At 61.2% G+C, this 25,082-nt stretch carries 21 protein-coding genes; 9 read left to right on the top strand and 12 right to left on the bottom strand.

The genetic code is table 11. The features are described 5' to 3' along the window. Nucleotides 1-253: 253 nt before the first annotated feature. The 3 genes from J4G38_RS19810 (at nt 254) to trxA (ending at nt 7,116) form a co-directional block, all read left to right on the top strand. Complete coding sequence (locus J4G38_RS19810) at nt 254-2,629, top strand: LysM peptidoglycan-binding domain-containing protein (RefSeq protein WP_210520469.1); 2,376 nt, start codon at nt 254-256, stop codon at nt 2,627-2,629. Between the two features lie 183 nt (nt 2,630-2,812). Then, nucleotides 2,813-6,496, top strand: coding sequence for a DNA polymerase III subunit alpha (gene dnaE / locus J4G38_RS19805; protein ID WP_210520471.1), 3,684 nt, complete (start codon nt 2,813-2,815; stop codon nt 6,494-6,496). Between the two features lie 290 nt (nt 6,497-6,786). Further along, nucleotides 6,787-7,116, top strand: a complete 330-nt coding sequence (trxA, locus tag J4G38_RS19800; RefSeq protein ID WP_092677057.1) for a thioredoxin — start codon at nt 6,787-6,789, stop codon at nt 7,114-7,116. A gap of 182 nt (nt 7,117-7,298) precedes the next feature. Here trxA and J4G38_RS19795 read toward each other — a convergent pair whose 3' ends face one another. Both J4G38_RS19795 and J4G38_RS19790 read right to left on the bottom strand, forming a co-directional pair. Continuing rightward, nucleotides 7,299-7,673, bottom strand: coding sequence for a hypothetical protein (locus J4G38_RS19795; protein ID WP_210520473.1), 375 nt, complete (start codon nt 7,671-7,673; stop codon nt 7,299-7,301). Between the two features lie 178 nt (nt 7,674-7,851). Beyond that, nucleotides 7,852-8,190, bottom strand: a complete 339-nt coding sequence (locus tag J4G38_RS19790) for a hypothetical protein (RefSeq protein WP_210520475.1) — start codon at nt 8,188-8,190, stop codon at nt 7,852-7,854. 189 nt (nt 8,191-8,379) lie between these two features. Here J4G38_RS19790 and J4G38_RS19785 point away from each other — a divergent pair, with 189 nt between their 5' ends. Together J4G38_RS19785 and J4G38_RS19780 are read left to right on the top strand one after the other, a co-directional pair. After that, nucleotides 8,380-8,832, top strand: coding sequence for a hypothetical protein (locus tag J4G38_RS19785; RefSeq protein ID WP_210520610.1), 453 nt, complete (start codon nt 8,380-8,382; stop codon nt 8,830-8,832). A 116-nt stretch (nt 8,833-8,948) separates the two neighbouring features. Beyond that, nucleotides 8,949-10,238 carry an aminopeptidase P N-terminal domain-containing protein gene (locus J4G38_RS19780; protein WP_210520477.1) on the top strand — a complete coding sequence of 430 codons (1,290 nt, stop codon included), beginning with the start codon at nt 8,949-8,951 and terminating at the stop codon, nt 10,236-10,238. A 156-nt stretch (nt 10,239-10,394) separates the two neighbouring features. Here J4G38_RS19780 and J4G38_RS19775 read toward each other — a convergent pair whose 3' ends face one another. From J4G38_RS19775 to J4G38_RS19740, 8 genes are all read right to left on the bottom strand, one after another. After that, nucleotides 10,395-10,949: a DUF4252 domain-containing protein gene (locus J4G38_RS19775; RefSeq protein WP_210520479.1), complete on the bottom strand. Its 555-nt coding sequence runs from the start codon at nt 10,947-10,949 to the stop codon at nt 10,395-10,397. Between the two features lie 191 nt (nt 10,950-11,140). Beyond that, entirely contained in the window at nt 11,141-12,742 is a 1,602-nt protein-coding gene (locus J4G38_RS19770; RefSeq protein ID WP_210520481.1) for a hypothetical protein, read from the bottom strand. Between the two features lie 116 nt (nt 12,743-12,858). Continuing rightward, nucleotides 12,859-13,269 (bottom strand): EVE domain-containing protein, encoded by a 411-nt coding sequence (locus tag J4G38_RS19765; protein ID WP_210520483.1) that lies wholly within the window; start codon nt 13,267-13,269, stop codon nt 12,859-12,861. A gap of 143 nt (nt 13,270-13,412) precedes the next feature. Beyond that, nucleotides 13,413-14,780 (bottom strand): DUF3570 domain-containing protein, encoded by a 1,368-nt coding sequence (locus J4G38_RS19760; RefSeq protein ID WP_210520485.1) that lies wholly within the window; start codon nt 14,778-14,780, stop codon nt 13,413-13,415. Nucleotides 14,781-14,936: 156 nt separating this feature from the next. After that, entirely contained in the window at nt 14,937-15,134 is a 198-nt protein-coding gene (locus tag J4G38_RS19755) for a DUF4266 domain-containing protein (protein ID WP_394371066.1), read from the bottom strand. 71 nt (nt 15,135-15,205) lie between these two features. Further along, on the bottom strand, nt 15,206-16,252 hold the full coding sequence (locus tag J4G38_RS19750; RefSeq protein ID WP_210520489.1) for an FAD:protein FMN transferase: 1,047 nt from the start codon (nt 16,250-16,252) through the stop codon (nt 15,206-15,208). A gap of 74 nt (nt 16,253-16,326) precedes the next feature. Continuing rightward, nucleotides 16,327-17,028 (bottom strand): thioredoxin family protein, encoded by a 702-nt coding sequence (locus J4G38_RS19745; RefSeq protein WP_210520491.1) that lies wholly within the window; start codon nt 17,026-17,028, stop codon nt 16,327-16,329. A gap of 222 nt (nt 17,029-17,250) precedes the next feature. Continuing rightward, on the bottom strand, nt 17,251-17,661 hold the full coding sequence (locus tag J4G38_RS19740; protein WP_210520493.1) for a hypothetical protein: 411 nt from the start codon (nt 17,659-17,661) through the stop codon (nt 17,251-17,253). A 145-nt stretch (nt 17,662-17,806) separates the two neighbouring features. On the opposite strand from J4G38_RS19740, the gene J4G38_RS19735 reads away from it, so the two are divergent. The 3 genes from J4G38_RS19735 to J4G38_RS19725 are packed head-to-tail and all read left to right on the top strand — an operon-like array spanning nt 17,807 to nt 20,831. Further along, nucleotides 17,807-19,543 (top strand): helix-hairpin-helix domain-containing protein, encoded by a 1,737-nt coding sequence (locus J4G38_RS19735; protein ID WP_210520495.1) that lies wholly within the window; start codon nt 17,807-17,809, stop codon nt 19,541-19,543. A 1-nt stretch (nt 19,544) separates the two neighbouring features. Then, nucleotides 19,545-20,534: a glycosyltransferase family 9 protein gene (locus J4G38_RS19730; protein ID WP_210520497.1), complete on the top strand. Its 990-nt coding sequence runs from the start codon at nt 19,545-19,547 to the stop codon at nt 20,532-20,534. 30 nt (nt 20,535-20,564) lie between these two features. Continuing rightward, nucleotides 20,565-20,831: a UBP-type zinc finger domain-containing protein gene (locus J4G38_RS19725; RefSeq protein WP_210520499.1), complete on the top strand. Its 267-nt coding sequence runs from the start codon at nt 20,565-20,567 to the stop codon at nt 20,829-20,831. Between the two features lie 44 nt (nt 20,832-20,875). Here J4G38_RS19725 and J4G38_RS19720 read toward each other — a convergent pair whose 3' ends face one another. Continuing rightward, nucleotides 20,876-22,039, bottom strand: coding sequence for a T9SS type A sorting domain-containing protein (locus J4G38_RS19720; protein ID WP_210520501.1), 1,164 nt, complete (start codon nt 22,037-22,039; stop codon nt 20,876-20,878). 87 nt (nt 22,040-22,126) lie between these two features. After that, a complete protein-coding gene (gene serS, locus J4G38_RS19715; RefSeq protein WP_210520503.1) occupies nt 22,127-23,401 on the bottom strand; it encodes a serine--tRNA ligase in 1,275 nt (424 codons plus the stop codon). A 442-nt stretch (nt 23,402-23,843) separates the two neighbouring features. On the opposite strand from serS, the gene J4G38_RS19710 reads away from it, so the two are divergent. Further along, nucleotides 23,844-25,082, top strand: a 1,239-nt coding sequence (locus J4G38_RS19710; protein ID WP_226163586.1) for a transcription termination factor Rho, incomplete at its 3' end; no start/stop codon positions are given.

The following is a 25,082-nucleotide window of genomic DNA, read 5'->3' as shown; positions in this document are numbered from 1 at the left end:
GTGAGGAGGAGGGCGCTACTCCACCAGCAGGCGCTGCACCGGGCCGGCCCCGCGCAGCAGGTAGCAGCCGGCGGGCAGGCCGAGCAGGTCGAGCGTAGCCTTGGGGCCGGCCGGGGCGGGGTAGTCACTGCCGTGAAGAGGCGGCGCGGCGTTCAGCCTGGCGGACTGTTGGCCTGAATTGCCCAGAAATCAGGTTCTTTGTAGCTTTCGGGTCGAAAGCCGTCGCCCTGGCCGCCTTCTGCCCGCGTTGCTTATGCGAAATCCCGTTGCTTTTCTACTGCTGATAACGGCCCTGGCCGGCCCGCTGGTGGCCCAGCCCATTGCGCCCGCCCGCCCGCACCCCGACGTGCCCGCCGCCATGGACGTGGCCGGCCTGCACCTCGTGCTGAACGAGGAAGCCCAGCGTTTGGTGCAGCAAAAGGCCGACGGCCTGTGCCGCCACCAGCCCTCGTTCCAGGCCCGGGTCGATTTGGCCGATGCCTCGTTTCCCATCATCGACCGCGTGCTGAAGGAAGAGGGCGTGCCGCTCGACTTCCGCTACTTGGCCCTGCAGGAAAGTGCCTTGCAAGGCGATGCGCGCAGCAACCACGAAGCCGTGGGCTACTGGCAGCTCAAGCAGGAAACCGCCACCGGCCTGGGGCTGACCGTGAACGACGCCGTGGATGAGCGCCAGCACCTCACGGCCAGCACCCGCGCCGCCGCCCGCTACCTCACCCGCAGCAACACCAGCCTGCACAACTGGCTCGACGCCCTACTGAGCTACTATACCGGCCTGGGCGGCGTGAAGCCCTACACACTGCCCACCGATTTCGACGCCACCGAAATGGCCATTACCGAGGCCACGTCGCCCTACGTGCTGACGTTTCTGGCCCAGAAAGTGGCCTTCGAGCCGGCCTGTGGCCTGAACCCCAGGCCCGCGCTGCGCCTCCAGGAATTCCCGGCCGTGGCCGGCCGAACCCTCGAAGCCCAGGCCCTCACGCTGCACGCCGACCCGGCCGCCCTGGCCACGCACAACCATTGGCTGCTGGCCGCCGCCGTGCCCGCCGACAAAGCCTACACGCTCATCGTGCCCGTGGGCGACGTGACCCAGGCCGCCGGCATCGTGGCCAACCAGCGCCTGCAAAGCCGCGGCGAACTGCTGAATGCGCCCACCGTAGCCGCCAACACCGCCGAAGTGCGCGTGAATAACCTGCGGGCCCTCATTGCCCTGCCCGGCGAAACCACCGCCGACCTGGCCCGCCGCGCCCACCAGCGCCAGGGCGAATTTCTGCACCATAATGAGCTGACGGGCTTCGATGCAGCCATGGCCGGCCGGCCCTATTACCTGGAAGGCAAGCGCGACGCGGCCGCCGTGGAATACCACGTGCTGCAGCCCGGCGAAACCATTTTCGACGTGGCCCAGAAGTACGGAATGCGCCAAAAGGCCGTCTACAATAAAAACCGCATGGCCCGTGTCGAGGAGTTGCGGCCCGGCCGGGTGCTGTGGCTGCAACATACGCGGCCCCGCGAGGTGGCCATCGAATACCGTGCCCTGCCGGAAGGCGCGGCCCTGGAGCGGCCTACTGTCGCCGTTATTTCCACGGGCAACGACGTGTTGGTGGAGCAGCTGAACGAAGCCGTTTCCGCCCGCCGCACCGAGTCACTGGGAGGTGTTAAGGTCAAGATTAAGGTCAAAGGCGGCACTGCCGAAACCAAGCGCGTGGTGAAGGAGGAGGCCGATGGCTGGGGCGAAGCCCTGGCCACGGCCACGTCGAATGCTACTGTGGCGCCTGCTCCCGCGCCAGCAGCGCCGGTGCCTGCCGTGTCCGCCCCGCCACGGCCCGCCCCAGCCCGCCCGGCGGCCGCCGCTTCCCCCCAAAAGGTGACGTACCTGCCGCCACCCGCCGCGGCCCCGGCCCCCGCGCCCCTCACCGATGAGCTTCGTGAGCCGGATTCGACCGTGGCGGCTCCCGTTGCCAGCCGGCCGGCCGTGGTGGTGTCCAGGCCAGCCCCCGCAACGCCCGCACCCGCGCCGGCTAAACCTGTACCGGCGAAAACAGTGGTTCCGGTTGCCGCTACCCCGGTTGCGGTTGCTCCTAAGCCGGCGGCCCCAGCTGCAGCCGTGGCAGCGGCGGCGCCCAAGCTGGCGGCTCCCACCATTCGCCCCATTCCGGCCGATGCTACCCACCGCGTGGCGGCCCACGAAACGGTGTATTCCGTCGGCCGGCTCTACCAGCTTCCGCCGGCCACGCTGATAGCCATCAACCACCTGGCTCCGCCCTACGGCCTGGTGACGGGCCAGGTGCTGACGCTGAAAGGGCAGGAGCCCGCGCCAGCTGTTGCCGTGGCAAAAGCGGTGCCGGCGCCGGCGCCAGTTCCGGCGAACCATTCAACGGGACAGATTAATCCGGCGCTGCTGTATATGCCTAAAAAAGCAGCTCCGGCCGCTGCTACTGCGGCCGCATCGCAGCCTGCGCCAGCTCCCATGGCAGGAACAGCTACGCAGCACACCGTGGCCAAAGGCGAAACGCTGTACAGCATTGCCCGCCTCTACAAGGTGACGGTTACCGACCTGCAAACGTGGAATAACAAGCCGGATATGTCGGTGAAAATAGGGGAGGTACTGCGGGTACAAAGCAGCGCGAAGTAGCTGCGGCGCTCGAAATTTGCTGAGAAAACGTAGTGCTCAGGGAATCAGGGAGCAGGAAAATGGGGTTTGGCAGGCCCTCGAATCGGGGGTATCTTTACCAGAAGGGTTGAGTTTTGAGGGTTGAATGCTGAGTTGAATCAGCCAAAAACTCAAAACTCAACCCTCAAAACTCAGCCCTCCAAGATGCCCGTTTTCTCGCACCTCCACAGCCACACGCAATACTCGCTGCTCGACGGCCAGGCCAGCATTTCGGCCCTGATGAAGAAGGCGCAGGCCGATGGCATGCCCGCCGTGGCCCTCACCGACCACGGCAATATGTTCGGCGCGTTCAACTTCGTGGCCGAGGCCAACAAGTACAACGTGAAGCCCATCGTGGGCTGTGAGTTTTACCTGGTGGAGGACCGCCACAAAAAAGCCTTCAGCCGCGAGAAAGGCGAGAAGGACGTGCGCCACCACCAGCTGTTGCTGGCCAAGGACCAGGCCGGCTACCACAACCTGAGCAAGCTCTGCTCGATGAGCTTCATCGAGGGCGTGTACTCCAAATTCCCGCGCATCGACAAAGAGCTGCTGGAGAAGTATCACGAGGGCCTGATTGCCACCAGCTGCTGCATCGGGGCCGAGATTCCGCAAACCATCCTCTTCAAAACCGAAGCCGAAGCCGAGGAAAAGCTGAAGTGGTGGCTCGATATGTTCGGCGAGGATTACTACATCGAAATCCAGCGCCACGGCCTGATGAACTTCGACGGCACCGGCAAAAGCCAGGAAGACGTGAACCAGGTGCTGCTGCGCCTGGCCCACAAACACAACGTCAAGGTCATCTGCACCAACGACTCGCACTACGTCAACCAGCAGGACTACGCGGCCCACGACCTGCTGCTGTGTGTGAACACCGGCGAGGAGCACAGCAACCCAATCGGGGATATCCACACCAATTACTACACCCTGATGACCGGCCAGGGCGAGGTGAAATACGACTTGCTCGACAACCTGCGCCGCGACCACAGCCGCGACGAAAAAGCCCAGCGCCAGCTGCGCCGCATCGACGAGGAGCTGCAGAAGCCCAAGCCGCACACCCGCTTCGGCTTCGCCAACGACCAGTTCTTCTTCAAGACCCAGGAGCAGATGAACAAGCTGTTCAGCGACGTGCCGGAGAGCGTGGACAACACCAATGAGATTGTCGACAAAATCACGCCCCCCAAGCTGCAGCGCGACATTCTGCTGCCTAACTTCCCGTTGCCGCCCCAGTTCGCCAACGCCGACGAATTCCTGCGCGACCTGACTTACAAGGGCGCGTTTGAGGGCGCGAAGCCGCGCTACTCCATCCGCACGCCCGAAATTGAGGAGCGGCTCGATTATGAGCTGCGCATCATCCAGACCATGGGTTTTGCGGGCTACTTTCTGATTACGCAGGATTTCATCAACCACGGCCGTTCGGTGGGCGTGGCCGTGGGGCCGGGCCGGGGCTCGGCCGCCGGCTCGGCGGTGGCCTACTGCGTGGGCATCACCAACATCGACCCCATTAAGTACTCGCTGCTTTTCGAGCGATTCCTGAACCCGGAGCGCGTGTCGATGCCCGATATCGACATTGACTTTGACGACGTGAACCGTCAGAAAGTCATTGACTACGTGGTGAATAAGTACGGCAAAACCCAGGTGGCCCAGATTATCACCTTCGGCACGATGGCGGCCAAGTCGGCTATCAAGGACGTGGCGCGGGCCATGGAGCTGCCCCTGCCGCAGACCAACGACCTGACCAAGATGGTGCCCGAAAAGCCCGGTACCACGCTCGCCGGAGCCTTCGCCGAAAACCAGGAGTTGGACATGATTCGGCGCGACGAATCGCCGGACAACCTCAAGGGCCACATCCTGCGCCTCGCCACCCAGCTCGAAGGCTCGGTGCGCAACACCGGTATCCACGCGGCCGGCGTCATCATTGCGCCGGACGACATCACGAAGTACATCCCCGTTTCCACGTCCAAAGACTCGGACCTGCTCATCACGCAGTTCGACGGCAAGGTGATTGAGTCAGCGGGAATGCTGAAGATGGACTTTCTGGGCCTCAAAACCCTGACGGTTATCGTGGATGCCATGAATCTGATTGAGCGGAACCACGGCGTGAAAATCGACATCGACGACATTCCGCTCGACGATGAGAAGACCTACGCGCTCTACCAGCGCGGCGATACCATTGGCACGTTCCAGTTTGAAAGCGAGGGTATGCGCCAGTACCTCAAGGACTTGAAGCCAACTAACATCGAGGATTTGATTGCCATGAACGCCCTGTACCGGCCCGGCCCGATGCAGTTCATTCCAAACTTCATCAACCGCAAGCACGGCCGCGAGGAAGTGGTGTACCCGCACGAGCTGCTGAAACCCATCCTGGAATACAGCCAGGGAATCATGGTGTACCAGGAGCAGATTATGCAGACGGCCCAGATTCTGGCCGGCTATTCCCTCGGTGGCGCCGACTTGCTGCGCCGGGCCATGGGCAAAAAGGACATGAAAAAGATGGCCCTGGAGCGCGAGAAGTTCATCGAAGGCTCCAAAAACCTGCACGGCATCGTGGCCAAAAAAGCCAACGAAGTCTTCGACGTGATGGAGAAATTCGCCGAGTACGGCTTCAACCGCTCGCACTCGGCCGCCTATTCCGTGGTGGCGTATCAAACTGGCTACCTGAAGGCTAACTACCCGGCTGAGTACATGGCCGCCGTGCTCACCAACAACATGGGCGATATTAAGAAGGTGACGTTCTTCATTGAGGAAGCCCGCAAACAGGGCGTGCCCGTGCTCGGGCCCGACGTGAACGAAAGCCTGCTGAAATTCAACGTGAACCAGGAAGGGGCCATTCGCTTCGGCATGGGCGCGGTGAAGGGCGCGGGCGAACTGGCGGTGGAAAGCATGGTGCAGGAGCGCGAAAAAGCCGGCAACTATCAGGACATCTTCGACTTTGCCAAGCGTGTGAACCTGCGCACCGTGAACAAAAAAACCTTCGAAAGCCTAGCCCAGGCCGGTGCGTTCGATGGTTTCGACAAGCACCGCCGCTTGTACCTCGATGCCCCGGCCGGCGACCAGAGCCTCATCGAAAAGGCCATGAAGCTGGGCCAGCAGCACGCCGCCGCCAAAGAAAGCAGCCAGCACAGCCTGTTTGGGGCCAGCGCATTCGGAGCCGTGGCCGCGCCGCTGCCCAAGATGCACGAGATGGAGCCCTGGAGCAAAACCGAGCAGCTGCGCCGCGAGAAGGAAGTGGTGGGTTTCTACCTCTCCGGCCATCCGCTCGATGCCTTCAAGCTGGAGCTGGAGGCCTACTGCACCTGCGGACTGGAAAAGGTGGACGAAATCAAAAACAAGGAAATTGCCGTGGCTGGCCTGATTAACAACGTGTTATTCAAGACCACGAAAACCGGCCAGCCCTTCTGCACCTTCACCCTGGAAGACTACGAAACGAGCATCAACCCGGCCCTGTTCCGCGACGACTACACCAAATTCGCGCCCCTCATCAACCCGCGCAACTACCCCAACGAACAGGTGCCGCCCATGTACGTGCGCCTGAAACAGGAACTGCGCCGCCACACCCAGGACCAGTGGGACCTGCGCATCCTGACCATGGAGCCCCTGGCCGACGTGGCCGAAAAGCGCAGCAAAGGCGTGCGCGTGAAGCTGGACCTGCGCACCGTAACCGGCCCCATGCTCGACCGTCTGCAGGATGCCATCGACCACGCACCGGGCAACAAGCGGCTGGAAATTCAGTTCGTGGAGCCGCACGAGCATTTGGCCGTGGATATGTTCTCGCGCAAGTTTCAGATTGAGCCCAAAACCTTCATCGAGAAGATGCACGAGATGGAAATGGAGGTTTGCACGCTGATTTAGAGAAGCTGGGCATAAGAAAAAAACATCATGCTGAGCGGAGCCAAAGCATCTCGCGTGCAGGAGTAAATTTTTTTATTTGAAGGGTAAAATATATGATTACAAGCAACATACTTCGACTATGCTCGGCATGATGTTCTGCGTATTCGCCGAGAAAATGCAACCTCTGGCCCGGCTCACAACATCGCGCTGAACTTTCCCCGGCCTACTATGTTTAACCATCCAATCTGCTACCTTGCGACCCCGTTGGCCGTACACGCCAGACTATTCTTTAAACCCCAACCCAAATTGAAATGGGACACAAAGCAATTGAGATAACCGACGCCAACTTTGATGAAATCATCAGCGGCGACAAGCCCGTACTGGTCGATTTTTGGGCCGAATGGTGCGGCCCCTGCCGCATGGTAGGCCCCGTGGTAGAGGAGCTGGCCGGCGAATACGAAGGCAAAGTCATCGTGGGCAAAGTTGACGTTGACGCCAACCCCCAGACTTCCATGAAGTTCGGCATCCGTAGCATTCCGACGCTGCTGGTCTTCAAAAACGGTCAAATCGTTGACAAACAAGTAGGCGCCGTGCCCAAGCACGTGCTCGCCCAAAAACTCGAAGCGCAGGTAACGGCTTAAGCTCTCGTTTAAAAGCAACCGGGTTGTCAGTGGCTCGTTGTCAGTCAAACGATTGGGAGCCTGACAACTGGTGACGAATAGCTTAATCGTGGCTGCTAAGTAAAAAAGCCCCTCGCTATGCAAGCGAGGGGCTTTTTTTGTGTGATGCTGGCCGAAATGACTCAGTTGCAAGCAGGCAGCGCTTACGCATGGGCGTGGGCCCGGCGGGCCTTCGCGGCGATTTTTGCTTTGACTTTAAGGTGTTTCTGGTGCTGGTGCAACTGGCGGTCGAGCTTGGCGTGCAAGTTTGCTGCTTTGCTGTCCTCAAAGCCGAGCAACTCGCGCAGGCTGCTGTGGAACTTGGCCGTCTGGGTGCCCGATGAGTGCCTGGTGAGCAGGGCGGCCTTGTTGGCGGTGGCCACCTTCTCGCGGGCCATGGCTTTTCTTGCCCGTGCCGCTTTGCGCTGGGCATCGGCGGGTGAGTCAATGGGGACATGCCGAATAACGGCGGCTTGCACCGATGGCATCAACAGAGCAAGGCTGCCAGCCGTGAACAGGGAGTAGCAGAGTTGTTTCATAACAGTAAGGCTAAAAGTGTGAGGCAAACTATTGGGAATTTGAGCTGTCAGCCAATTCCCTTTGCACTAAAATAATATATAAATTTTAAATTTCATTATAAATTCATAAAAAATCCCTGCATTCGATAAGAATGCAGGGACAATAAACTTAACCCGTAGTAAGAACAGGGGCTCTGGCTTAGCGCACTATACGTGGGCGTGCCTGGCCGTCGTGCTTCTGGCGGTAGATGGCGCGGCTGGCTTGGCTTTCGTCCTTGCGAATGTCGTGGCGCTCGTCGCGGGTCACCACGCCATCGGCTTTGGCGGCCCGCTTGTCCTGGCGGATTTCCGCTTCGCGGCCTTTGAGGCGGGCAGCCTCGGGGCGGGTGAGCTCGCCGGAGGCCACGCCCTGGTGGATGCGGGCGCGCTCGTTGCGCTCACGGGCGTTGATGCCGGGGGTGGCAGTTTGGGCCGAGGCAGTGTGTGAAACGGTGAGGAGCGCGAGGGCAGCGATGAGCGAAAACAGGGATTTTTTCATGGGATAATGGGGAAGTGAGGTGTGGAAATGATGTTGGTTGGAGGCCGCGATTGGACCGGGGTTTAATCTGCGTTTCACGCAAAAGCCCGCCGGCGTTCCAAACCCGAAAAAATAGCTACATTTCCGGTCAACTATGGGGCCCGAAGCCCCGTAGCAGGCCCATATTTTCACCACTAATTCCCACCTTTTATGAAACGCATTGTTGGTTTCCTTGTTTCTTTGAGCCTGCTTGGCAGCTCCGCTGCACTGGCCCAAACACCCACTACCACGCCCGCGGCTTCCACTACGACGATGAGCACCAGCTCGTCGAAAATGAGTACTCACAAAACCCAAACGCCGGCCACAACCACGACCACGAAGTCGAGCACGATGAGCAACCCGGCGGGTATGCACAAGTCGTCGACCATGACGAAGGGTTCGGCCACGATGAGCAAGTCGAGCACCATGAGCACGCCTTCGGGCATGACCAAAACCTCGACCAGCACCAAAATGAAAGCCGATGGCACGCCCGATATGCGCTACTCGGAAAATAAGTCGACCAAAACGACCAAAATGACCGGTCCCATGAAAGCCGACGGCACGCCCGACATGCGTTACAAAACCAACAAAACGAGCGTGAAGAAGACCGAGACCAAGATGTAGGCATTGCGGACTGGTTTCAGAAAACCCTTGCCCCGACGGGCAGGGGTTTTTTTGTGCCCCGGCGGCCGGGCCAGCCTGCCTAACTTGCGCCTCCCATTCCCAACCAACCCTTGCCCATGCGCTACGCCCCGCTTGCCCCCGAACTATTCGTTGAAAACCGCCGCCGCTTCCGTGAGCTGTTGCCGCCGGCTTCGCTGGCCATTTTCCAGTCCAACGACATCATGCCGACCAATGCTGACGGCACCATGGCTTTTCGGCAAAACAACGACCTGTTCTACCTTTCCGGGGTCGACCAGGAGGAAAGCATCCTCGTTATTTTCCCCGATGCGCGGCTGCCGCAGCACCGCGAAATCCTTTTCCTGAAAGAGACCTCCGAGCATATTCTCATCTGGGAAGGCTACAAGCTGACCCGGGACGAGGCCCGCACCAACTCCGGCATCCCGAATGTTATGTGGCTGGAGAGCTTCAAATCGGTGCTGCCCGCGCTGATGAACGAGGCCGAAAACGTGTATTTGAATTCCAATGAGCACATCAGGGCGGTGATTGAGGTGGAAACGCGCGACGCCCGCTTCATCAAAATGCTGCAAAGCCAGTACCCGCTGCACACCTACCGCCGCGCCGCGCCGCTGGTGCATAGCCTGCGCGCCATCAAGAGCGCCGAGGAAATCCGGGTGATGCGCCAGGCCTGCGACATCACGGGCAAGGCGTTTCGGCGGCTGCTGGGCTTTGTGAAGCCGGGCGTGTGGGAGTTCGAGATTGAGGCCGAAATCGTGCACGAGTTCATGCGCAACCGCAGCCGGGGGCCGGCTTACGGCAGCATCGTGGCCAGCGGCAAAAACGCCAACGTGCTCCACTACACCACCAACGACAACCAGTGCCAGGACGGCGACGTGATTCTGCTGGATTTCGGGGCCGAGTACGCCAACTACGCCGCCGACCTCTCACGCTCTATTCCCGTAAATGGCAAGTTCACGCTGCGCCAGCGCCAGGTGTACGACTCGGTGCTGGCCGTGATGGCCTTCGCCAAAACGCGCCTTATCCCGGGCACCGAAATTGAGGCTTACCACAAAGAAGTAGGCGAGTGCATGGAGCAGGAACTCATCAAACTGGACCTGCTAAACGCCTCCGACGTTCAACACCAGGACCCGGCCGCGCCGCTCTACAAGAAATATTTTATGCACGGCACCAGCCACTACCTCGGCCTCGACGTGCACGATGTGGGCTATAAGTACCGCACTTTTGAGGCGGGCATGGTCTACACCGTGGAGCCCGGCATCTACATTCCCGAAGAGGGTCTGGGCATTCGGCTGGAGAACGATATTCTGCTCACGGCCAATGGCAACGAGGATTTGATGGCCAATATTCCCTTGCAGGCCGATGAGATTGAGGACCTGATGGGGCGCTGATTGGCTAATGAAGGCCGACCGCTCAGGTCGGACCGCCTTAGGCGGTCCGACCGGTCGTCGTTGTTTGCAAAAGAGCCGGTTCTATTGCTAGAATCGGCTCTTTTGCAATTGAGCGGTTTAAAATTGAGCGCATCAGCACACCAACCCATTAGCAACTTACTTGCTGGTGGCCTGCACCAGCTGCGGCAGGTACTTGGCCAGGGCCTGCACCTGCGAGCGAGTGAAATTGCCGTCGACGGCCACTAGCACGAACGAATCGGCCACGTCGGGCAGCTTGCCGGTAGCGGCAAACTCGGAGACTTTGTCGCCGGAAGCACGCACGGCTACCTGGTAGTCGTTGCCCAGGGCCGAGCCCGTTGAAATGGGCTCGTACTTATTGCCGGTCAGAATGCCGGTGGCTTCGGCGCGCAGGCCCTCGTTGGCCAGGGCCTTGGCGGCGGCAGTAGTGGGGGCGAAGGTGATGACTTTGGCCGAGCGAATGCCGGTGATGCCGTTGGTGAGGTCGGACCCGCCGAGGAGCTTGGCCGCTTTCACCAGGGCCAGGCGCTGGAGCAAATCGGCCGACCAATCGGTGGTTTTGAACCCTTCGCGGCCTTCGTATTTAGAAAAAAACGATGCCACGGTGCGGGCCGGGCTGCTGGGGCCGCCCGCACGGCAGCCCACCAATAGCATGAACAGGAAGAGAGCGGGGAAGCGGAGTTTGGTTATCATGAAGTAAAGGTGGCAAGAAGATGGGTTTGTAATGACCAATCGACAGAAAAAACCGGTCATGTTAAGCTTGCCAAAGCATCTCGCGTGCCAAGTAATTCACTCGCCCAACCGGAAGAATTATTGTTGCACGCCGGATGTTTCGGCTGCACTCAGCATGGCCGTTTTTTAGTTCTGGCCTTGCTCCGTCGGTATTAAAACACCACCGAATTCAGAAAAAACACTTCCCGGTCTTTGCCGTGCTCGGTGCGCACGCGCTGGTAGCCGGTGGCCACGAAGCGGCTGCCGAACCACGGCAGCAAGTCGGCCTGGGAGGTGTCGCTGGCGTGCTCGGCCCCGCTGGTGGTGTCGCCGGAGCCGGTCTGGATGAGGACTTGCTGGTCGTTGGGGGCCGATTCGGCGCCGCTGATGAGCTTGTAGCGCAGCTTTTCTTCGTCGAGGTAAGCCAGCACGAGGCGGCCATCGGGCAGGGCTTGCAGGCGAATGGCTTCTTCCAGCTCGGAGCGGCGCAGGTTTTCGACCACGAAAATATTGTCCCAGAGCAGAGTGCCGGCGCGGTCGAAGCCACAAACGAGGGCATGGGTGGTCTGGTAGCCGTCAAACACGCGGGAGCTGGCGTAGGGCGAGGTGCCGTACTGGTTGCCCAGGCTATTGACCGGCCCGATGTAGCTGCCGTAGCTGTTGTAGCGGTAGTGCGGGTAGTACACCTCGGCCACCAGCACGTAGCCGCCGTCGGCCTGGGGCAGCAGCTCGTGCAGCAGCAGGCGGTAGTGCCAGCGCAGGGGCGGCACCGAGCGGGCAATGCGGCGGTCGGTGCGCAGCCGCAGGCGGGCCTGGCGGCTGGGCTTGAGGTAATCAAAGAAGTGTTTCAGGTGCAGGAAATCGTAGAACCGTAGCGGAGACTTGGTGCCGGGCGTGGCCGTGGGCCGCAGGTCGGTGGCAAACAGGCCTTGGGCGTAAGTGGGGTCACGCAGCGAATACGTGCCCATCAGCAGGCGGGCCATGGTATCCTGCGGCGGCGTGAGCTGGGCCGTGATGAGGCTGCGGTCGCTCTCGGCCTGCACAAACTCGGAGCTGACGAGCTGGCCGCGGTCGGTGAGTTGCTTGAGCAGGAGGCGCGATTTGCGGCCGTTGGTCTGGCTCAGCACGTACTCGGCACGGCGGGTGGCGGCGTCGGCCACGAAGGTGAGCTGCATGGGCAGCGGCTCGTAGATGGAGGACAGGTACTGCATCTGGCCGGTGGCCACGTCGAGCAGCAGGGCCGTAACGTGCAGCTGGTCGTTGAGCAGCACGGTGGCAAACAGGCGGCCATCCAGGGCCTTCAACTCTACTATTTCCCGGCTCAGGCGCGTTTCGAACTGCTGCGTGCGGGCTTGGGCCAGCCGGCCGTTGTAGGCAGCTACCCAAAGCCGGCCGGGCGTGTTGCGCGATGAAAACAAGGCGTACACCGTGTTGCCTTCGGCGCACATGCGCGTGAAATTGAACTCGTCGGGCACCTCCAGCGGCGTTTCCTGGCGCAGGTGCAGGTCCCGGTCGTATTGTTGAAAAACGAAGGTCGACTTGCTGGAAAGGGGTTTTTCGCGGCCCAGCAGCAGCACCACCGTGCTATCGGCGGGCAGGGCCTGTACGTGCACTTCGCTGTCCGATTGCTCCAGGAGCAGCTCGGTGCGGGCCGTTTGCCTGGGCGCATTGGCCGGCGGGGGAGGAGACGGGGTGGCGTGTTTTTGGGCATGCAGCGCGGGCGAAAGGCCCGGCACGCCAAGAGAAAGCAGTAGAAAAAAGTAGCGGAGTTTCATGCCCTTATGCCTTAACAAGCAGCTGGAAATACCTACTCCAACGAGTGGTTACTACGCGAAAGTTACAACAGAACCCGTCGTTTGTGTGCCGCGCCGAATTGCTTTATTTAACGTCATTAATTTGCGCCCAGGGCCAGTACGGCGTCGAATTCCTCGGGCCGCACGGGCAGCACCGACAGCCGCGACTGGCGTAGCAGGGCCAGCTCGCTCAGGCGCGCATCGGCCTTGAGCTGGGCCAGGCTCACGGGCTGGGAAAGGGGCTGCACGGGGCGTAAGGCCACGGCTACCCAGGGCGAGCCGGCTTCGGCGGTGGCATCGGGGGCGGGCAGGGCGGCCACTTCGGCAATGCCCACCACGGCCTTTTCGCTCACGCTGTGGTAGAACAGCACGAGGTCGCCGGGCTGCATCAGGTTCAGGTTGTTGCGGGCCTGGTAGTTGCGCACGCCGGTCCAGGCGGTGCCGTCTTCCTGCACGAAGGTGGCCCAGGAGTAGGCTTCGGGTTCAGATTTAACGAGCCAGTGTTTCAAGTGGGGGAGGGGGAGAGGTGGGGAAATCGGGAGTAAGCGGGGGGCAAATGCAAACGGCCGGCACAGGCATAGATGCCGGCCGGCCGCTGTTTTGCACACCGCAAAGGAAATAAACCTTGCGGCTACTTTTTCATTATCGTTGCTTACAGCGCAAAGCCCAGGTCGAAGCTCACGATGTTGGCCTTGAGGTCGGCCCGGTTCTCGGCGGTGTAGATGGTGCTGCCCGTCTGCTGGTAGTTGGCGTAGCGCAAGTCCAGCGACTTGAGGCGCATGACGCGCGGCAGGCCCTGCGCGTTTTTGCCCGGCACACGGAAACGGCCGATGCCGTAGACCGGCGAATAGCGCAGGCCCAGGCCCACTTTGTTAGCCGAAAAGGCCGACAAGTCGTAGTCCGACGTGTAGTATTGGTCGTTGACGGAGTGCTGGGCAAAGGGCGCGAAGTACGTGGCCGCCGTCTGGGTATGGTAGCGGTAGAAGGGGTACACCACGAAGAATTGCGACACCTTCACCGGCAGCTCCAGCTCGAAGGTGTGGGCGGTAATGCCAAAATTGTCGTTATAGAAACGGTAGAACCCTCGAATCTGGATTAAGTCGGAAGCGTAGTAGTTCAGGCGCAGGCTGACGGGATACTTGAAGCGCGAGCGGGGCAGGGCTTCGATGCGGGCCGCCCTGGGGAAGCGCGTCGAAAAGTCGCTACCCAGGGTCGGGGCCAGGTTGGGGTCCGGATTGTCCTTGAAGTACACCCGGTGAAACGGCGTGCTCAGCAAGCCATTCTGCGACACCAGCTCGGTGCTGACGGCGGCCTGCAGGCGCTTGGTGAGCACCTGCGAGTAGCTGGCCGTGAAGTTGTAGGTCTGGCGCGTGTCGGTGCCGTAGTTCTTGTCGGCGCGGGCGTTGGGATTGGTTGAGGTATAGGTACTGCGCAGCTCCAGGGGCGTTATCAGCGTCACCTGGTCGAGAAACACCTGCCCGGCCAGGCTCAGCTGGCGGTTGCCGTCCTGCGAAGTTTTGGCAAACGAGCCGGCCACGTTGAAGGAGAGGTAGTCGTATTCTTTCGACACGCCCGCGCCCACGCCCCAGATGGTGCCCTTGGCCTTTTGTTCGCGGCTGTAGCCAAAGTCGCCGTGGAAACGCACGTCGTGCGCCGACGGCGTGCTCAGCGCAAAGTCAATTCTATCGGTCGAAGCCGAGGCGTAAAAGTCGGCCCCGACGTTCACCGTCAGCCGGCTCACCGTGTCGAGCGGCACGTTGACGATGATGGCCGGGGGCACGTCGGTGAGCTGCTGGGTGCCGCGGCCGCCCTCCACCGCGCCGTGGCTGCCGGTTTGCTGGTAGTAGCCGCCGATGATGTCGATGGTCGTTTCGTCGGCCGCGCGGCTCACCGGCACCGAGGGGCTCACCGGCGCGCCGTAGCCGTCGATGCGGTTGGGGTTTTGCGTGGTGCCCGTCTGGGCCAGGGCCGGAGCGGCCCAGGCGCTAAAAGCCAGCAAGGAGAATAATAGCTTTTTCAAGGGAGAAATATTAGCAGCATAGAACGTCATGCAGAGCGTAGCGAAGCATCTCGCTTGCTAACACTAATTGCGAACGTTTTCACGATTGAGTTACTACCACACGCGAGATGCTTCGCTACGCTCTGCATGACGTTCTTGTGGGTTCTATGGTATTGCTCAGTTGCAGCCGCAGCCGCCGCCTACTTTGCCACCGTTGGCCCCGCCGGCCCCTTCGCGGTAGCTCTCGAAGTTGGTTTCGGGCGTTTCCACCGTCTTGCTGGCCAGCTTCATGTCTTCGTCGTTGAGGTACACTTTCTGGTAGGCCTTCACCGAGACGCAGCTGGGCAGGGCCACCACCACCGGCAGCAGCAGCAGGCCCAGCGCCAGCCGGGGGTGCGCAAACAGGGACAGTCTTTTCACGGTCATGAGTACGGTAAGTCGATAAATCAGGGGTGCGCGGCCGGGGTAGCGCCGTGGTAATAATTCAATGTCATGCCCCGCGAGGCCAGCGTGTGGTTGTCGTCGGTTATCAACGTGCAATCAACGCCTTTCAATCGGTTAATAAAATCCAAACCGGCGGTTGGGCCTTTCACGAAGACGACTTCGTCTAATCCATCGGCGAGTTCCACATCGGGGCAGATGATGGTGACCGAGCGCAGACCGATGGACGGGTAGCCGGTGTGCGGGTTGATGATGTGCCCGTACACCTGCCCGCCCACCGTGAAATACTGCTCGTAGTTGCCGGCCGTCACCACGGCCATGTCGGTCACATCAACCCAGGCGGCCACGCTATTGGGGTGGTCGGGGTCGCCGATGGCCACGCGCCAGAGCGAGCCGTCGGCCTGCCGGCCCCAGCAGTAGATGTCGCCCGAGCCATTCATCAGCCCGCCCTTGATGCCCAACTTGTCGAGCACCTCCTTGGCCCGCCGCAGGCCGTAGCCCTGCAGAATGCCCGCCAGGTTGATGCGCATGCCGGTTGAGGGCAGGAAAACCGTGTGTTTAACGGCGTCCATCTGAATTTTCTGCCAGCCGATGCGCCGCACCGACGCCCGAACGGCGGCCGAATCGGGCAGGGCAGGGTGGGCCTGCCGGTCAAAATGATAGAGCTTGTCGGCGCTGGCGAAACTGATGTCGAACGCGCCGTCGCTGAGCTTGGACAGGCGCAGCGTGCGAGTAATCAGGTCAAAGGTTTCGACTGAAACCGCCACCGGCTTCAGGCCCGCCATGCGGTTGATGTGCACTATTTCGGACGTAGAATCCCAAAACGACATCAGGTGGTCGATGCGCCGCACTTCGCCCAGGCCGGCCCGCAGGGCGCGCTGCCCGGCCGAATCGTTCTCGGCCACCACCGTGAAGGTGAAGTGCGAGCCCATCAGGTGCTCGCTGCGGGTGAAGGTGTGGCGTTGGGGCAAAACGGTTTGGGCGCTGCCCGACCATGCCGCAAGCAACATGATGAGCAACGCCCACGCGCCCGGCCCGGATTTCCGATTCATTCGCATAGTGTTAGGAGAAGTCCGAAGGTCCGGCAATTGGTTCGCGCAATTCCCGCCCCAATCCTTAAGATTTCCTAAAGATTGGGCACCACTTTTTTCAGGTAAGCCTCGAAGGCGGCCGGGCCGCCAGCGATGTAGCCGGTTTTGGCCAGCACCTTCCCATCGGGGGCGATGACGACGGCCAGCGGAAAGTCGCCCTCGCGGTTGAGCTGGGCGGCGGCCGCCTCGTTCAGCTTAAGCTGTGCAGCCGTGGGCTGGTTGCGCTTTTGGCGCGGAAAATCGAAGTGGGCCAGTACCAGCTTGTCCTTGGCGTAGGCGGAAAACTCCGGTTTCGAGAAAACCTCCTGTTCGTACATGATGCAGGGCTTGCACCAGTCCGAACCCGAAAAAACGGCCAGAATGGGCCGGTTGGTGGCTTTCGCTTCGGCCTGGGCGGCTCCCAGGTCGGTAATCCAGCCGGTCAGTCCTTCGGCTTTGGGGTCTGCCGGGGCGGGCACTGCTGCGGCCACGGCCTCCTGCGTGGGCGGCAGGGGCGAAAGCACGGCCTGTGGCGCCGAGGCTACGGGCGAAGCAGGCTGCGGGGCACTCGGCATCGGCACGGCGGCTACCACCTTGCTCTTGCTGCCGGTGGCGCCGGCGACATCGGTGGTTTTGGCCTTCACCTTACCGTTTTTGGCCTTAACAGTGGTTTTTTGGGCCAATGCGGAGCCGGCACCAAGCAAAGCCAGCCCAAGAACGAAAGCCCGCACGGGGCCGAAAGAGGTTGCGAATAACATGCTAGTAATCATTAGGGATGAGCAGCCGCGACAACGTTCCGGCGGGCTGGTGAGGTTTACGGCGTAGCCGGGCAGGAGCTGAAATCCGGTCGCTGCCTGCGCGTGCCGGCCGTGATTACAAAACTCCTGCCGTTGTGATGAAAACTGAATGAATGCCAGTAGCAAGCGTCGCCGGTCAGGCGTTGCGCGCCGACCAATGGCCCGTTGCAAACGCTGAGCCGGCTACAGCCGCCGCAGCTTCAGCACCTGCTTTTCCATCGACAGAATTTCCAGGGTATAGTCCGGTTCCTGGCCCTCGGTCAGGTGGATGCGCAGGCGGGTGGGGCCGTCGGCGGTCCAGGTGCCGGGGCGGCCCGCCAGGCCGTCGGTGGGGGCAATATCGAACTGCTCGAAACGGCCGAATGGCTTGATGGCAAAGCCCGTGCGGCCCCGCGAGGGTGGAAATTTGTAGGTGTTGGGCCGGTACACGAGGGAATCGCCGTGGTCTTCTTCCCGCGAGCTGAGCCAGGTGCCTTCGAGCTGTTTCATCGAAGCGGGGGAGGTGGCAACTACGGTAGCGGGCTTGCGCTGCTGGCAGGTGGCGGCCAGCAAGAGCAGCGACAGCGGCAGCAAACGGGTGAAAGCAGGTGGCATGAGCATGGTTTATTGGGGAAAAGTGTGAGGCTGCAAGGTAAGGCCAATCAGGCGGGTACGAGCTGGGCCGGCAATTGGCTGCTTGCCGCTGAACCGCGTAAGCACCCGAATAAGCTACATTCGTTGCCACAAAACCCCTTGCCCCGTGGATAACCGCGCCCTGACCCGCGCCTTCAAGCTGGCCGCCCAGCTGATGGAGCTGCACGACGAAAACCTGTTCAAAATCCGCGCCATCGAAGGCACGGCCAACGCGCTGGATGCGCTCAGCTTTCCGGTAGCGGAAGTGGAGCGCTCCGGCCTGCCCGACCGCACCGGCCTGAGCAAAACCGCCGCCGCCAAGGTGGCTGAGCTGCTCGATACCGGCACGTTTTCGGACCTGAAGCGCCTGCTGGATGTCACGCCGCCCGGCGTGGTCGAAATGCTGGGCATCAAGGGCATCGGCCCCAAAAAAATCCGGGCCCTGTGGCACGAGCTGGGCATCGAAAATATTGAGCAGCTGCGCGAGGCCGCCGAAACTGACCAGGTCAGCAAGCTGAAAGGCTTCGGCAAGAAGACCCAGGAATCCATTCTGGAATCGCTGGAGTTTGCCGGCCAGAGCAAGGGCAAGCTCCTGTATCCGCAGGCCGAAAAGCTGGCCGATGACCTCGCCCAGCACCTGCGCGACACCTTGAAAACCGAGCAAGTAGCCGTGGCTGGCGAAATCCGCCGCCGCCTCGAAACCGTGGAAACCGTGCGCCTCGTGGCCGTCACCACCACGCCCGAAAAAGCCCATAAGCTGCTCAACGGCTTGGCCGGCCTCACCGCCGACCCGCGCCGCTCGGGCCCGTTTGCCTGGCGCGGCACGGCCACCGAATCGGGGGTGCAGGTGGAGGTGCTGCTGGTGGCCCCGGAGGATTTTACCACCGAGCTATTCCTGAATTCGGCCGCCGAAGAGCACCTCAGCGAGCCGCTTGTCACGTCGGGCACCCTGCGCCAGTGGGCCCGGCGCGAAAAATTCCAGCAGGAAGAAGCCCTCTATGAGAAAGCCGGCCTGCAATTCATTGTGCCCGAGCTGCGCGAAGGCCTGGGGGAAATTGCCCTGGCCGCCGAGCAAAAGCTACCGCACTTGCTGGAAGACAAGGACCTGCGCGGCTCCCTGCACAACCACAGCACCTACTCCGACGGCAACCATAGCATCCGCGAGATGGCCACCTGGCTGCGCGACCACGGCTACGAATACCTCGGCCTCTGCGACCACAGCCAGGCCGCCCACTACGCCAACGGCCTGAGCGTGGAGCGCGTGCGCCAGCAGCACCAGGAAATCGACAAGCTGAACGCCGAGCTGGCCCCGTTTCGCATCTTCAAAGGCATCGAAAGCGACATCCTTGGCGACGGCTCGCTCGACTATCCTAATGATGTGCTGGCCAGCTTCGATTTCATCGTGGCCTCCGTGCATTCCAATCTGAAAATGGACGAGGCCCGGGCCACCAACCGCCTGCTGCGCGCCATCGAAAACCCGTATACCACCATGCTGGGCCATCCCACCGGCCGCCTGCTGCTGCGCCGCCAGGGCTACCCCATCGACTACAAAGCCGTCATCGATGCCTGCGCCCAGCACAACGTCGTCATTGAAATCAACGCCAACCCCTGGCGGCTGGACCTGGACTGGCGCTGGGTGCGCTACGCCCTGGACCAGGGCGTGCAGCTCAGCATCAACCCCGACGCCCACCACACCAACGGCTACGAGGACATGCGCTACGGCGTGCTGATGGGCCGGAAAGGCCATCTGACGAAGGAAATGACGTTCAACGCCAAGTCGGTAGACGAGATGGCCGCGTATTTCGAAGCGCGCAAGGCCGCGATAAAACCGCCGCTGGAATACAAGAAGTCGCTGTTCGAGTAGCGTGAAAATCCTCGTTCTCCGTTTTTCTTCCATTGGCGACATCGTGCTGACCACGCCGGTGGTGCGGGCGCTGGCGCAGCAAGTGCCGGGCGCGGAGGTCCATTTCGCCACCAAGCCCGGCTACCGCGGCCTGCTGGAACCCAACCCGCACATCGCCAAAGTGCATTGCCTCACCGGCAGCCTGGGCGAGTTGGTCCAGCAGCTCCAAGCCGAGCGGTTCGACTACGTCATCGACCTGCACAACAACCTGCGGACGCGCATTATCAAGCTGCGGCTGGGCGTGAAATCAAGCAGTTTCGACAAGCTGAACTGGCAGAAGTGGCTGCTGGTCAACTTCAAGATTGACAGGCTGCCGCGCGTTCACATTGTGCAGCGCTACCTGGCCGCCGCCGCGCCGCTGGGCGTGCAGGACGACGGCCAGGGGCTCGACTATTTCATTCCTGCGGGCCAGGAAGTGGCCCTTGCCACGCTGCCTGCGCCATTCCGGAACGGCTACGCGGCCGTGGCCATCGGGGCGCAGCACGCCACCAAGCGCCTGCCGCTGGACAAGCTGGTGGAGCTGTGCCGCAAGCTGGCCCCGCGCCCCATTGTGCTGCTCGGCGGCCCCGAAGATGCGGCCGTGGCCGAAGCCGTGATTGACGCAATGCACCGGGCGGTTGAACCTTCACCCATTGAAAACGGCTGCGGGCGCTACTCGCTGCACCAGTCGGCCTCGCTGCTGCGGCAGGCCGCTTTTGTGGTGAGCCACGATACCGGCCTGATGCACATTGCCGCCGCCTTCAGCAAGCAGATTTTCAGCGTGTGGGGCAACACCGTGCCCGAATTCGGCATGTACCCGTACCGCACCGAATACCAGACGCTGGAAGTAAAGGGCCTCAACTGCCGGCCGTGCTCCAAAATCGGGTTCGATAAGTGCCCGCAAGGCCATTTTAAGTGCATGCGGGACCAGAAGGTGGACCTGAATTGGCCAATTCCCGGCGGTGGTCGTTAACTTCGAATCATAACGCAACCAGCCCCCGCCATGTCTGAACCCTGCCAGCACCTCACCGCCCTCACCAGCCTCAAAACCGCCGCCCAGCACATCTGCCCCGAGTGCGTGGCCCTCGGCGATACCTGGGTGCACCTGCGTGTGTGCCAGGAATGCGGCCATGTCGGCTGCTGCGATGATTCCAAGAACAAGCACGCCACCAAGCACTTCCATGCCACCCGGCACCCCGTAGTCGCCTCCGCCGAGCGCGGCGAGCGCTGGCTCTGGTGTTATGTGGACCAGGAAATGGCGGAGTATTAGCCCGTTTTACTTTTGGCAGGCAACGTAGGCTGCCTGCCAAAAAGTTACTTAATCAGTTTTTGATGGTAAACTATTTGATTTACTTTGACCTGCATTAAGTATAGGCCATGTTGCCAAAAATGCGTGTCCAAGCTCAACCCATTGGGGTTGCTGACCCCTGTCACCGATACTTTACGGCCAAGGGCATCGAAAACCTGCACGTCAATAGGCTCAATCGGCGCTCCTACGGCAAGAGTTAGCACGTTGCTGTCATCCACCGGATTGGGCCATATGCTTGGGGGCTGGGGAAGAATGTTTTCGCTTTTCGTGAGTTGCTGCAAATTATAGCGACGTAAAAACCGCCAAATTTCAACGCTGGCATCGATGTCTTTATTCGTTGCGCCATATAAATCAGGAGCACTCGGCCAAGTATGTGCACCATCAATGATTCGGAAGTGCTCGACGGCGCTGCCATTGCGGCCATTGTTCCACACATAGTGCTCGGCGGTGCAACCATCTGTTGGGTCAATATCAGGCACTGCCGTTCGAATAGGCGTTGACGTGCAACGGTTAAACTGAATCCAATAATTCAGAATAGAATTTATGGAAGCATAATTGCTATCGCCTGCGTAAGGAACGGCGCCATCCGCCGTGCCATGAATTTCCATTATTGGCGTCGGGTGCACTGGCTGACAACCAGCCTGTCGGAGTCTGTTCTGCGCGCCTGCAACTGAAGCAATAGCTGCGATGCGGCCATTGAGTTGGCAGGCCAACTCGTAGCTCATGAAGCCTCCGTTACTCATGCCCGTACTGTAAATACGGTTCGGGTCGATGCTGTAGCGGGTACTGATGGTATCGATAAGTGACGAAATGAATGCCACGTCATCTACCTCACCAGTAGCGGGCGGGTAGAGTGGGCTAAACATCAATGCACCAGCGCTATTTAAAACACCATTTGGATGCACAATGATAAAGTTAGCGGTGTCAGCAATAAAGCGGAAATCACCATAGCGCATTTGGTAGCCATCGTTCGAGCCATAGGCATGGATATTCAGTAGCAAGGGCACACGGGTGCCCGGTCGGTAAGAAGCGGGTACATAAATTATGAAATGGCGAGGTATTCCTCCACTAGTAATTTGCCCTGTAACAATATTCTGGGCATTTACACGGCCGGGTACGGCGAGAAAAACCAGAATTAAAAGGACGCTTTGCCGAAGCCAAATATTCATAATGGGTTTTTGTAACGTTCCTGCCGATGGATGCTATACTGATTTATTGCTTAATAGCTGTCTGTGAAAGGTAGAAACGGATTGCCGTTACCCAATCTTGCTGAACCCGCAGTAGCTGTGCAGCACCTGCGGCAGCTGAATTCCATCCGCCGTCTGGTTGTTTTCCAGCAGCGCGGCCACGATGCGCGGCAGGGCCAGGGCCGAGCCGTTCAGGGTGTGCAGCAATTGGGTTTTGCCGCCGTCGGCGCGGTAGCGGCACTTGAGGCGGTTGGCCTGGTAGGTTTCGAAGTTTGAAGCCGAACTGACCTCCAGCCAGCGGCCCTGGGCGGCGCTCCACACTTCCAAATCATACGTCAGGGCGCTGGTAAAGCCCATGTCGCCGCCGCAGAGGCGCAGCACGCGGTAGGGGAGCTCCAGCTTTTGCAGTAGGTTTTCGATGTGGTCCACCATCGTGTCGAGCGTGGCGTAGCTGCTCTCGGGCTCCGTGATTTGCACGATTTCCACCTTGTCGAACTGGTGCAGGCGGTTGAGGCCGCGCACATCGGCGCCCCAGGAGCCGGCCTCGCGGCGGAAGCAGGGCGTGTGGCCGGCAATGCGCACGGGCAGCTTTTCGAGCGGAATAATCTCATCGCGGTAAATATTGGTCAGCGGCACCTCGGCCGTGGGAATGAGGTAGAGGTCGTCCTTGGCGTCGTGGTACATCTGGCCCTCCTTATCGGGGAGCTGGCCGGTGCCGTAGCCGCTGGCCTCGTTCACCAGAATCGGGGGCTGCATCTCGGTGTAGCCGGCCGCCCGGGCCTCATCAAGGAAAAAGTTGATGAGCGCGCGCTGCAGCCGGGCGCCCTGGCCCTTGTACACGGGGAAGCCCGCGCCGGTAATCTTATTGCCCAGCTCGAAGTCGATGATGTCGTACTTCTTAATCAAGTCCCAGTGCGGCTGGGCCTCGGCCCCCAGCTCAGGCTTGGTGCCGTGTTCGCGCACCACCTCGTTGTCGGCGGCCGAGCGGCCTTCGGGCACGCTGGCGTGGGGCAGGTTGGGCAGCTTATAGAGCAGTTGCTTCTGGGCTTCTTCCACTTGGGCCAGCTCGGCAGAAGACGTTTGGGTGTGTTGCTTCAGCTCGGCGGTGCGGAGCTTGAGGGTTTCGGCCCCGGCTTTGTCGCCGGCTTTCATCAGGCCGCCGATTTGGCGGGCCAGCTCGTTGGCTTCGGCCTGGGCGGCGTCGTGGCTGGTTTGGAGGGAGCGGCGGCGCTGGTCGAGTTCGAGGATGGCGGCCACATCGGCGGGGCCGGTGGCGTAGCGTTTTTTGGCGAGGCCGGCCAGCACAAGGTCGGTCTGGTCGCGAAGAACGGAAAGTTGCAGCATGGGGTGCGAATGGGAGAATGGCGGCAAAGGTCGGAATAAAACTGACCTCACCGCCGGCTCTTTTTCCTGCGCCGGCGGTGCGGGCGCAACTTATTTCTTGCCGCTACGTGTTTAAACCCAAGCTGACCGGCATCCGATTTGGCGGTTTGCCCGTAATGCCCTAACATTGCGGGAGCAACCGGCCGCCGTAGCCGGGTCAGCGGGCCACAGTGCCCGTGTTCGGCCCGTCTTTTGCTGATTTCCCAGCGGCCCATTCTGCACCTAAATTTCTTGTTTATTCATTGCGCGCCGCGTGCTGCTATTATATAGCCCGCGCACCCTGCGAATGCTAATTCGCGGCCTTGCCGCCTCCGTGCCGTAGCTGGCTTTTTGCGCCCTCAGTGGGCCTTTGTGGGCAGCCAGCCCCCTCGCTTCCAGCCGATGTTTCTCCCCTATTCCCTTTATGCACACCATTAACGAGTTGAAGGACCGGCTGCTGTCCGACCTCAAAGAAATTGCCGAACGAATGAACGTGGGTAATTTCAAACGGCTCAGCAAGCAGGATTTGATATATAAAATTCTCGACCAGCAAGCCCTGACTCCGGGGCCGGCCGAGCAAGCCGCCGCTGTTGTGGCGCCCGTAGCCGCCGCTCCGGTTGCCGTGGCAGTTCCTGCCGCGGCTCCGCGCAACACCAAAGCTGCCAGTCGCCGACCCAGCCCCAGCACGGCTGAGCAGCCTTTTTCGGACGTAGCACCGCCTGCGGCCAAGGCGCCCGCCCGCCCGGCGCGCGAACCGCGCCGCGAAACCCCGGTCCTGGTCGTAGCTCCCGTGCCGACGGTCGAAATATTGGACCCCATCGAAGGATTGGCTTTGGTTCCCGCCGGTGATGCCGTCGGAGCGTCCCTGGCCAATGAGCCGACGCCCGAAATTGCCGACGTAACTCCGGCCGCCGAAGCTGCTTCCGCGGCTGCGGATACCGATGCGGAGGCCACAGTCCAATCGCTCAACGGTGCCCGGCCCGAACGCCGGGAGCGCCGCGAACGAGTGGACCGCGCCGGCCGCCCCATCACCGAGCAGCGCGCCGCCGAAATGGCCGCCGAAAAAATCGCCGCCGAAGCGGCCGCCGCCGCCGAAGCCGCCGCTAAATCAGCCGAAACCGGCACCGATACCCGCGAGGGCAGCCGTGACAGCCGCCGTGAGTTTGGCGGCAACGGCTTTGCCGACCGCCGCGAAAACCGAGCCGACCGTTTCGAACGCGACAACCGCGAAGTGCGCGACAACCGCGACCAGCGCCCCGCCCGCGACAGCCAGCCCCGCGAAAACCAGCAAGTCCGCAACGACCAGCCCCGCGAAAACCGGGATGGCCAGCCGCGCGAGCCGCGCAACGACCAGCCCCGCAACGGCCAGGACCGCAACCAGACCCGCGAGGAGCGCTACGCCCAGCGCGACCTGCAACGCCAGCAGCGCGCCCTGAACGCCGATGGCACGCCCCGCACCGACCAGCAACGCGAGCCCCAGCCGCAACGCGAAGCCCAGCGCCCCGCCCGCCAGGACCTGGATTTGGTGGTGCCCGGCGGAGGCACGTTCGAGCTGATGCCCGACGGTGGCTACGGCTTTCTGCGCTCGCCCTACTACAACTACCTGACTTCGCCCGACGACATCTACGTGTCGCCCCAGCAGGTGAAGCAGTTTGCCATGAAG

This window comes from Hymenobacter terricola, assembly GCF_017921975.2.
Lineage (GTDB): Bacteria > Bacteroidota > Bacteroidia > Cytophagales > Hymenobacteraceae > Hymenobacter > Hymenobacter terricola.
Note: the sequence above shows the minus strand (reverse complement) of the source record. Positions and strands in the feature narration are given on the sequence as shown.